This window comes from Rhizobacter sp. P2_H3 (assembly GCF_056403355.1).
In genome coordinates this window covers 1-9,803 of the sequence record NZ_JBFUFQ010000215.1, presented here as the reverse complement: position 1 = coordinate 9,803, position 9,803 = coordinate 1, and the positions used below count along the sequence as shown (strand labels likewise).

The following is a 9,803-nucleotide window of genomic DNA, read 5'->3' as shown; positions in this document are numbered from 1 at the left end:
CCTCCTTCGTCGCACAGATACAGCACCATTCTTTCGAGAGCACAGGAGACTCAGATGTCTGCATCGGTACTGTTCATGTCAATGTCGCTCGACGGATATATCGCCGGTCCGAACGACGAGGTCGGCAATCCTGGAGGCGATGCCTTCGACCGGCTGCACGAGTGGTACGGGGACTTCTCCCGGCCGTCTGGGGCCGTCGGAGAATTGTGGGACGAGTGGAACACGCCGGGTTCGATAGTGGCGGGTCGGCGTACCGTGGAGCAAATCGATCACTGGGGCGGTGACAACCACGGTGTCCCGAYCTTCGTGCCCAGCCACCGGCCGCCCGGCCCATCTGTCGCGAACTATCCGTTGGTGAGGTATGTGCGCGACGGAATCGAGAGCGCGATGGCTCAGGCGAAGGCCGCCGCCGGCAACCTGAACGTGCTGATGCTCGGCGCGTACACAGCACAACGGGCACTCGAGGCCGGTGTGCTGGACGAGCTGCAGATCCATCAGATCCCAGTGCTGTTCGGTGGCGGCCGTCGGTTGTTCGAGCTGTTGCCTTCGCGGATCGAGCTGGAGATCGTTCGGGTGATCGACACACCGGATGCCACGCACATCCGCTATCGCGTTCGTCGCTGAGCGGGGTGGCGACGAGCTGCTCCTGCTCTCCGTGCGCGCCTGCGACAGAGCCCACGCGATCATCGTCAGCCCGCCACCGGCCACAGGCGGTCCGCCCACGTCGTGACCGACGCATCGAATCCATAGGGCCGAGGAATACTGAAAGTCATAACTTACAATATTGCTACTTCTCCCTATAATTGCAAGTCATGACTGACAGAATTCGCCTTCCGGATGAGTTGGGCCGCGCACTGGGCGAGCACCGGAAAACACTCGGCCTGAGCAAATCCGCGCTGGCCGAGAAGGCAGGAAAAGTCCGCGAAGTCATCTACCGGCTTGAGGCCGGCGAAGACACCACCGTGTCGTCCTTGATGGCCGTGCTGGGTGCGCTGGGCCTCGCACTGCGGCTGGAGCGGGTGGGGCTGCCCACCGCGGATGAAGTCTCACGCCGCTTCCAGGACGACGACGATGCTCCCTGAAAAGATCCGCGCACTCGAAGTCGACATCGGCGGCGCGCCCCATGCGGGGCAACTGCTCAAGGCATCCGCCTATGAGTTCCGCTATCTCGCGCCCGACCCGGAGCAAGCGTCGGTGGCCCTGCTCATGCCGCCGAAGCGGAAACTGACCTGGCAAGACAGCGACCTGTTCGCACCCATGGACCAGAACCTGCCCGAGGGCGACCTGTTCATGCGCATCCGCGAGCTGTTTCCCAAGCAGCCGATGACGCCCATGCACCTGCTGGCGCTGGCCGGCCGCAACGGCATCGGCCGCCTGGGCTACCACCTGCCCGGCGCCCCCGCAGTGGCCGCGCCTCGCGTCATCAGCAAGGCAGAACTGCTCAGCACCCCGTACACGCCCGAGGTGTTCGGCGAGCTCGTGGCAGCCTACCTGAGCACCGGCGCCGGCATCGCAGGCATGCAGCCCAAGATCATGGTGCCCGCGCGGCCCACCGTGCCGGTGCCCTCGCTCATCGTCAAGGCGGCCGGTCCGGGGTATCCGGGTCTCGCGGCCAACGAGTTCCTCTGCCTCTCCACGGCCCGGCGCGCTGGCATTCAGGTGCCCGAGTTCTCGCTCTCCGACGATGGGCAGATGCTGATACTCGATCGATTCGACATCGTCGCGCACGACGACGGCCGCATCGAGCGCCTCGGCTTCGAGGACATCGCCGCGCTCGCAGGGCTGCGCGTGCGCGACGTGTTGTCCGACCGCAAGTACCAGGGCAGCTACCAGCGCGTGGCCGAGCTGCTTCGCCAGATGCAATTGCACAGCGACAACCTGCATCGCTTCTTCGAGCAGGTGGCCTTGTGCGTCATGGTGCGCAACGGCGACGCCCACCTGAAGAACTTCGGCGTGCTCTACCGCAGCGAGACCCAGGCGTGGCTGGCTCCGCTGTTCGACGTGGTGACGACGTCCATCTACCGCTACACGCGGTACGCAGGTGGCCCCGAGCTGGAAGACAGAACACTCGCGCTCAAGCTCTTCGCCGGCAAGCACGGCAGCAAGGCCTATCCCACCGTCGAAGAGCTGCACGATTTCGGGCGGCGCGTCTGCGGCGTCAGCCAACCCGCCCAGGTGCTCGAGCGCATCGCGCAGGCCATGCGGCAGACGCTGCAGGATGCGCGGCAAGATGCGCGCGTGCCCGCATCACTTCTGCAGGCGATGGAGCCGGCCTGGGAGACGGGCCTGCAGTACGCGGCCTAGGGTCATCGTCTGGCCCTGTACCCAAGCGACTGCCCGTGGCGCCATTGGAGCCGCGGCCGGCCGCCACCGGCCGGGCCTCTGCGTCGCCCTCGTCGATCGACCGCGGGCTGTGGAAATCCCTGCGGCGGTCGCTGCTGTCGGACATCCACCGCCCCGCGCAAGCCTGTGGCACCGAGGCGGTGACCTTGCGTGCCATGGCGAAAGGCGCCAGGCATGGCTCGCGATGTGCCTCTTCGGGGCGCTGATGACGATCGCGTACGACCGCGGCGTGGCTTCGCTCGTCTTGCTCGGCCCCAGGGGACCGTCATCACCGCGGACCTGCTGCGCTTCTTGCGCACCGACCCGGAGGGGAACCTGCCCGACGGCCCGTCGAAGCCATGGATCTCGGCGCCCGGGAACCCGCTGCCCGACATCCAGCTGCTCACGGTCGGGTCGCCACTGCGCCAGCTGAACGCCTTCTGCAGCGGCGACTACGTCGGCCGCTGGCTGTGGGCCGATCACCTGCAGGACGCGACGGGCGAGGTGGGCGAACCAATGGACGGCACCGTGGCGCAACCGCGGCTGGGGACGATGGTGCGGTCGTGCAGGGCGTTGTCCGGCGACAGCCGCACCTCGAGGACTGATGCTCGCTCAGCCCAGCTTCATCGCGTACTCCACCCGCGACGCCATCTGCGGATCGCTCGGCTTCTCGAAACTGTTGCAGAAGGCCGCGGTGGCGCCGGCCACGTCGTTCGTGCCCTTCACCGCGTCGATCGCGCCCTTGTACTCGCCCTGCAGCTCCTGCTTCAGGTAGCCGTAGTTGGCGGCCTGGCTCGACGGGTCGAGCTTGTTGGCCTTGGCGAAATCGATCAGGCCCTGCTTGCGCACCCCGCCCCACTGGGCGATGCCATAGCCGTTGCCGTTGTCGTCGGCCATGTTGCCGTTCGGCCCGCCGATGCCGCCGCCCTGCGTGATGCCGGAATTCATGCCGCCGCTCTCGTGCCACAGGTTGCCGACGATGCCAGCGGCCTGGGCGTCGTTGAGGCCGAAGTCCTTCTTCAGGTTGTCCTTCCACTGCTGCGCGACCTGCAGGCTCTCGCCCGGCTGCAGCGGCTGGGTCTGGGCCGCGCCGCTCAGCGAACCGGCATCGCCGCCGCTGGTGGCCGGCTGGGCCGCCGGCGCCTCGGTCACCGCGACGGGGCCTTGCTCGGGCTGCGGCATCGCCTGCGCGCCGGGGTTCGTGCCTTCCACCGGTGCGGCTGCCACGGCCTCGCCGCCGCCCCACCCTCCGCCACCGCCGCCACCCAGGCCCGAGACGCCGCCGCCACCCCCTCCTCCACCGCCTCCGTCCGACGAGGGACTCTGCTGGAAGGCCGCCATGAACTGCATCATCATGTACGCCAGCATCTCCAGCAGCTGCGGGTTCATCGTGGTGGCGTTCGGGTCCATCTCGCCGTCCTGGCCTTCGGCACCGCAGGCGCCTTCGACCGAGGGATCCTCGCTCGGCAGCTCGGTGCTCAATTGCACGTCGGCCGACTCGTCGACCGGGTGGCAGCCACCGGCATGCGTGGCGCCCGGGGATCCCATGTGGCCCATCGAGCCGTAGTGACCCATGGGTCCGAAGTGGGACATCGGCGACATGACGCCTACGCTCACGGGGATCTCCTTCAGGCTGGCCAGCGGTGTTGTGGTGTCCGCCATGCTCGGCCCGTCATGTCCCTCACGAGGGCGGCCGGTGCGAAACGCCGTGCGGCAGTGCGAAGCCCCTGCGGCAACTAGGCCCGAACGATCGGGAACGGCGGCTCGATCGGTCCGCTCTGGCCCACCTCGTTGAGCAAGGCCACGAGGACCTTCCAATCTGCGTCGGTCAGCATCCCGGAGAAAATCAATGGCCGCGGCGCACCGCCCGTCGGCTGGAGAAGGATGTAGGCCCATCCGATGGCGGGGTTGTTGGGCGTGCTGTTGAAGGTGCCGGACTCCTTGCTGTCGTTGCTCACCAGCGCATAGGTGCCCTGGATGCCTTCCTTGCCGAGATCGAAGGTCAAGGTCATCTGGCGCAGCACACCGTCTTCGTACCACTGGTAGGTGCCGCCGAGGCCGATCAAGGTCTCGATGTCATTCAGCGCGTGCCAGCCGGCCGGGCTGTCCTTGTACGTCGCCCCTTGACGCTCGTATTCGCGCTTCAAGAGCGCACCGCGTTCGGCGTGGAGACCAGCCGCTTCGAGCGCGGCGACGGTGGTATCGTGGGTCATGGCATCCTCCTTGTCGCCGGTTCATTCCGGGCGTGTCTGGACACGATGACAGAAGCTGGAGAGATCGCCATCCTCAGATCTGAGGAGGTGGACCGATGGCAGCTGGTAGTCGCTCCGCCATCCTCGCGGCTGAATGGGGCAGATCTGCTTTGGGAACTCTCGGCCAGATCGAGTGCCTGGATAGCCCGCCTGGGCTGAGCTCAGCCCAGGCAGTCGCCGCTGCGCCGCGTGCGCGATGCGGGCGCCTGCCCCGGCAGCTCCGTCGCGTAGTGCAGGGACAGCAGCTGCCAGCCCTGCGAGCCCAGCTGCCACTGGCTGCTGTTGACGCCGGTGAAAGCGGCAGGCCCTTCGGCGCTGTCGTAACGGGTCTCGACCACGCTGTAGACCTGGGCATGGGCACCATGGCGGCGCAGCTCGCGATGGACCTCGCATTCGAACACCGCCTTGGGCGCCGGCTCTTTCAACGTGGCCAGGAACTCGGTGCCTGACCAGCTGCGCACGTCGAGGCTGGCATCGCGCAGGCGCTGGCCCCAGATCCGCGTTTGCGGATGCAGCAGCGGGCGCAGCAGCTCGGCGTCGGGCGCGCCGCCGGCCTTGCTGTTGAAGGTGCGCCACAGGTCGCCGATGCGCTGCTCCAGCTGGGCCTGGCTTTGGGTCTCGGCCCGCGAGCCCAGCTCGGCCAGCAGCGCCGGCCAGCTGACGCGGTAGAGCTGCGACAGACCCGCAGCATGCCGGCCCGGGCGGGTGGAGGCGAATATCAGCCACTGACCATCGCTGCTGACCGAGGGCGTGAACTCGAAGCTCGGGCTGTTGACCGGTGCTGGCAGGCGTATCGCCGGGCCGAACCCGGCACCGACCCGCTCCGCCAGGAACAGGTCGCCGTCCTGCCTGGCCTGGGTCTCGCTGCGGTCGCTCCACCACAGAGCGTAGCGGCCATCCGGTGACAGCGTGAAGTCGCTGTTGGACAGTCCCACATTGATCGGTGCCTGAAGCGCGACCGGCACGCTGTGCGTGCCATCGGCCAGACGCTCGCTCTGGTAGACAGCCAGCCGGCCCGGCCCGCCGGGGCGGTCGGAGCCGAAGTAGAGGCGCTCGCCATAGCGCTCCGGCCCGAGCTCGAAGCCGGGGCCCTGCACGGCCTCGGCCAAGCGCTGCGGTGCACTCCATTGGCCGTCCGTCCAGCGGGACTCATGGATGTCCAGCTGTCCCAGCGCCTTCTCGCCCTCGAGGGGGCGGTCGGAGACGAAGGTCAGCGTCTTGCCATCGCCGCTCAGGTGCGGGTCGGAGTCTCGCCAGCGCGGGTCGCTGAAAGGCAGCACCTGCGGGTCCGACCACTCGCCGTTGACGCGGCGCTGCCAGAAGATCTGCGAACGCTTGAACCCGGCAGCCGAGCGTGCGAACACGCGCAGCTCGCGCTGCTCCTGCAGGTTGTAGCTTTGCAGGCTCGGGTCGGCGGGGCCCGCCTGGACAGGCTCGACGAGAAGTTCGGCGGCGTGGGCCGACGCGCTCAGCGCGAGCAGCAGGCTGGTCACAAGGAGACGGTTTTGCATGAGGTGTGGAGCGTGCTGGGAGGGGCCGTATTCAGGATCAAACCTCATTCGGAGAGCGATCCCCCGCGGCGGCCTTGTCGGCAAGCAGCTCCCATTCGCCGCGAAGGCTCTTGAGAGCGTAGTCGGCAAAGTGGCGTACTCGCGGGGCCAAATGCAATGCATGCGGGTACACGACATGGAGCGGCGCGCTGGGGATGCTATATCGCCCCAGCACGCGCACCAGCGTTCCATCCTTCAGCTCCGAGCCCACATCCCATATTGACTTGAGAAAAATCCCGCCGCCGGCGAGCGCGAGCGCTTTGGCCGCGTTGCCGTCATTGCACAGGAAGGTCGCGTTCACCTCGGCCGAGACCGGTTTGCCTTCGTGCTGGAAGAGCCAGTGCCGCGTGCTTCGCGTGCCGTAGAGGATGCAGTTGTGCGCTGAGAGCGCAGCAGGCGTGTCGGGAGAACCGAAGCGCCGCAGGTAGTCCGGCGCGGCGCACAGGACGAGCTCGCTGTCGGCGATATGGCGTGCCGTCATCGTCGAGTCATCGAGCACCCCGAAGCGCAGCGCCAGGTCAATGCCTTGCTCCACGAGATCCACGACGTCGTCGCTCAAGACGAGCTCGATCCTCAACGCCGGATGCATGGCCTGGAACTGCGCCGCCAGCGCTGCGAGATAGCGCGTGCCCAGCATGCGCGGTGCCGTCACCCGCAGGTGTCCGTTGATGTCGGTGCGGCTGTGCTGCATCACCGCCTCGGCCTGCTGCACCTCCGCAAGGATGCGCACGCAATGCAGGTGGARGCGTTCGCCTTCCTGCGTCATTGATTGCCGCCGCGTGGTCCGGTTGAGCAGGCGAACGCCCATGCGCGCCTCGAGGGCGGCCAAGCGCTTGCTGACCACTGCCAGAGACAGGCCCAGCTCGTTCGCGGCCCCCGTGAGACTGCCAGCACTGGCGACCTTGTCGAAGATCGACAGTTCGACCAGGTTGTCGATCATTGTTTCCATATAGTTGATTGTGAAATCGCTATCTCAATCTTTATCAACCATATGGAGATAACTATAGTGCCTTTCACCGCTTAGCAGGAACCTCACGATGAAACGCACATTCCCTGCGGCCTTCCTGGCCGCCTCTATCGCCACCAGCTTGGTCGCCCCGGTCTCATTCGCGGCCGAGGCGCCTGCGGCCAAGGTGAGCCGTTTTCAAGCCGGCTACTACCACTTCAAGCTCGGCGGCTTCGAGATCGCGGCGCTCTCCGACGGCACGCTGCCGATCCCGGCGCTGAAGCTGCTGACCAACGCCCAGCCCGGCCAGGTGGCGTCGCGCCTGGCGGACACGTATCAGACGACCGAGGTCGATGCCTCGGTCAACGCCTACATGATCCGGGCCGGCGACCGCCTGATCCTGATGGACGCCGGCACCGGCGAGCTGTACGGCCCGACGTTGAACAAGCTCGAGGCCAGTCTCAAGGCGGTGGGCGTCACCCCGGAGCAGATCACCGACATCCTGATCACGCATATCCACACCGACCACACCGGTGGCTTGATGGATGGCAAGCGCATCGTGTTTCCCAACGCCACGGTCCACATCGAGCAGAAGGAGGTCGCGTACTGGCTGAATCCCGAGAATCGCGCCCGGGCGCCGGAGGCGACGAAGAAGTACTTCGACGAGGCTTCGGCCAAGGTGCAACCCTATGTCGATGCCGGCAAGGTGAAGACGTTCTCCGGCGCGACCGAGCTGTTCGCCGGCATCCGTTCCATCCCCGCTCCGGGCCACACACCGGGCCACACGTTCTACGCGCTCGAGAGCAAGGGCGAGAAGCTGGTGTTCTGGGGCGACCTGGTTCACGTGGCGGAAGTTCAGATGCCCGACCCGGGCGTGACGATCGTCTTCGACGTCGATCCCAAGGCCGCCGCAGCGACGCGCAAGAAGGCGTTCGCCGACGCGGTCAAGGGCCGGTACTGGGTCGCGGCCGACCACATCTCGTTCCCCGGCGTCGGCCATCTGCACCGCGATGGCACAGGCTACCGGTGGATCCCCATGACCTACGTGAACGACCACTACGAGGCGAAGTGAACCATGAAATGGTGCTGGCCTGCGCAGTTGACGAAGCGACCGCCGGGCTCCCAAGGGAACGCGCGATGGCGAACGGCGGGGCGTACAAGATCGTCGAATCACTGACCACGGAGGTCGGCGCGTGCTGTTCAAGCTCGGGGTTTTTCGCTGGCCCGCGTCGCGTGCGAAACTGCCCTCCCCCCGATCTGCCGCACCGACTCCTTTCCATGCATCGCAACACGCAACTGGCCGTCAGCGCCCTGCTGCTCGTGGCATGCGGCGGCTACTTCCTCACGCCCGATTCCTGGCGCTTCGTGGCCACGCCGTTCGCGCTGTCCGCCGCCTCCGCGCTGGTGGCCTTCATCGGCCGGCGGCGGCTTGCCGATGCCGTCGTGCTGGCCCTGCCGCCGCTCGCCGGTCGCTGGGTTGATCCTGAAGTCGGCTCGCACGCCTTGCTGGTGGCTTGCTTGGTGGTCTACCTGCTCACGCAGCGGCCACGCTTCGCGRCCGTGGCCGGGAGCACGGTGGCCGCGTTGCTGCTGGTGGCCATCCGCCTCAAGCAGCAGTTCGCCGGCACACCGCTGACGTGGCAAGACGTTCGGTTCTTCTTCCGGCAGTTCGCAGACAACGTCGGCGTGCTGGGAACCCAGCCGACGCTGGTGGTGTACGCCGGAGCCGCCGTGGCCCTGGCGATCTTGGGCTGCGTCATGGCCTGGCGCTGGAACCCTCCGGGCCACCAACCGGGCCGGTCGGCTCCGGCCATCGCTGGGGCGCTGGCCGCGCTCCTCGTCACCTACAGCGGCGTCCTCGTCGCAAAAGAGGTGTCGAACCTGAAAGCCGCAGGCGCCTGGTTCGTCGGCGCAGGCCTGGACGAACGGCCGGCCCTCGGCTTCTTCGCGACGGCTTCCCTCGACCCCCGGTGGGGCGTGGAGACCGCCGACACCACGGCGTTCCAGCGCGAGAGTCTCAAGCTGCTCTCCGCCGAGCCTCATCCCAGGCCAGCCGACATCGTCGTCTTCCTGCAGGAGAGCCAATTCAATCCGGCGACCCTGGCCGGCTGCTCCGCATCGCTGTGCGGCATGGATGCCTTCGCCGCCGCCAGCAGCACGATCGCGCACGGGCCGCTGCAGGTGCATGTCTTCGGCGGCAGCACCTGGCTGTCGGAGTTCGCGTTCGCGACCGGTGTTCCCCACGACGCGTTCGGGCCCGCAGGCGAGTTCGCATCGTTCAGCGTGGCGCCGCACGTCCACCGCTCCTTCGTGCGCTCGCTGAAGGCGGCCGGCTATCGCACCGTCGCGCTGTACCCGACGCGCGGCGGCATGATGAACGGCCGCATCGCGTACGCCGGCTACGGCTTCGACGAATTCCTCGACGCCGCCGAGCTGGGCCTGCCCGAGGCCTGGGGCACGCCGGATGCGCTGGTGCATGAAGCCGCCCGGCGTGTGCTGGCGAGCCAGCGCCAGCGCGATCAACCGGTGTTCCTGTTCGCGCTCACGATCTTCAACCACGCGGAGCATGGCGTCGAGATGGACCGGGTGCCGGCCGAGCTTCGCKCCGAAGCAGCGAGGGAGTTCACGTCCGCAGACGAAGCCCGCAGCGTCGCCGACTACGTGTGGCGCAGCCGGGAGTTCGAACGCGAGCTGAAACTCACGCGCGAAGCGGTTCTTGGCAATGCGCAAAGG

The 9,803-nt window shown here is 67.3% G+C and carries 9 protein-coding genes; 5 read left to right on the top strand and 4 right to left on the bottom strand.

Going from position 1 to position 9,803, the window contains the following annotated elements:
* The 3 genes from AC1D1T_RS26110 to AC1D1T_RS26100 form a co-directional block, all read left to right on the top strand.
* Positions 1-624, top strand: a 624-nt coding sequence (locus AC1D1T_RS26110; RefSeq protein ID WP_477992777.1) for a dihydrofolate reductase family protein, incomplete at its 5' end; no start/stop codon positions are given.
* 188 nt (positions 625-812) lie between these two features.
* Complete coding sequence (locus tag AC1D1T_RS26105; RefSeq protein ID WP_477826759.1) at positions 813-1,082, top strand: helix-turn-helix domain-containing protein; 270 nt, start codon at positions 813-815, stop codon at positions 1,080-1,082.
* Positions 988-2,304 (top strand): type II toxin-antitoxin system HipA family toxin, encoded by a 1,317-nt coding sequence (locus tag AC1D1T_RS26100; protein WP_477992776.1) that lies wholly within the window; start codon positions 988-990, stop codon positions 2,302-2,304. The genes AC1D1T_RS26105 and AC1D1T_RS26100 overlap by 95 nt, the downstream gene beginning before the upstream one ends.
* 630 nt (positions 2,305-2,934) lie before the next feature.
* Here AC1D1T_RS26100 and AC1D1T_RS26095 read toward each other — a convergent pair.
* The 4 genes from AC1D1T_RS26095 to AC1D1T_RS26080 form a co-directional block, all read right to left on the bottom strand.
* On the bottom strand, positions 2,935-3,939 hold the full coding sequence (locus AC1D1T_RS26095) for a phage tail tip lysozyme (RefSeq protein WP_477992775.1): 1,005 nt from the start codon (positions 3,937-3,939) through the stop codon (positions 2,935-2,937).
* A gap of 119 nt (positions 3,940-4,058) precedes the next feature.
* Positions 4,059-4,535: a hypothetical protein gene (locus AC1D1T_RS26090; RefSeq protein ID WP_477829755.1), complete on the bottom strand. Its 477-nt coding sequence runs from the start codon at positions 4,533-4,535 to the stop codon at positions 4,059-4,061.
* A 200-nt stretch (positions 4,536-4,735) separates the two neighbouring features.
* The gene (locus AC1D1T_RS26085) at positions 4,736-6,085 is read right to left on the bottom strand and encodes a TolB family protein (RefSeq protein WP_477829241.1); all 1,350 of its coding nucleotides are present in this window, start codon (positions 6,083-6,085) and stop codon (positions 4,736-4,738) included.
* Positions 6,086-6,122: 37 nt separating this feature from the next.
* On the bottom strand, positions 6,123-7,073 hold the full coding sequence (locus AC1D1T_RS26080) for a LysR family transcriptional regulator (RefSeq protein ID WP_477992774.1): 951 nt from the start codon (positions 7,071-7,073) through the stop codon (positions 6,123-6,125).
* An 88-nt stretch (positions 7,074-7,161) separates the two neighbouring features.
* On the opposite strand from AC1D1T_RS26080, the gene AC1D1T_RS26075 reads away from it, so the two are divergent.
* Together AC1D1T_RS26075 and AC1D1T_RS26070 are read left to right on the top strand one after the other, a co-directional pair.
* Complete coding sequence (locus AC1D1T_RS26075) at positions 7,162-8,142, top strand: MBL fold metallo-hydrolase (RefSeq protein WP_477828257.1); 981 nt, start codon at positions 7,162-7,164, stop codon at positions 8,140-8,142.
* A 206-nt stretch (positions 8,143-8,348) separates the two neighbouring features.
* A partial coding sequence (locus AC1D1T_RS26070) for a sulfatase-like hydrolase/transferase (RefSeq protein WP_477992773.1) occupies positions 8,349-9,803 on the top strand: 1,455 nt, incomplete at its 3' end.

Bases quoted from the DNA above. Each gene is read 5' to 3' on its own strand.
- AC1D1T_RS26090 (WP_477829755.1), bottom strand. From the start codon at position 4,535: ATGACCCACGATACCACCGTCGCCGCGCTCGAAGCGGCTGGTCTCCAC.
- AC1D1T_RS26105 (WP_477826759.1), top strand. From the start codon at position 813: ATGACTGACAGAATTCGCCTTCCGGATGAGTTGGGCCGCGCACTGGGC.
- AC1D1T_RS26075 (WP_477828257.1), top strand. From the start codon at position 7,162: ATGAAACGCACATTCCCTGCGGCCTTCCTGGCCGCCTCTATCGCCACC.
- AC1D1T_RS26085 (WP_477829241.1), bottom strand. From the start codon at position 6,085: ATGCAAAACCGTCTCCTTGTGACCAGCCTGCTGCTCGCGCTGAGCGCG.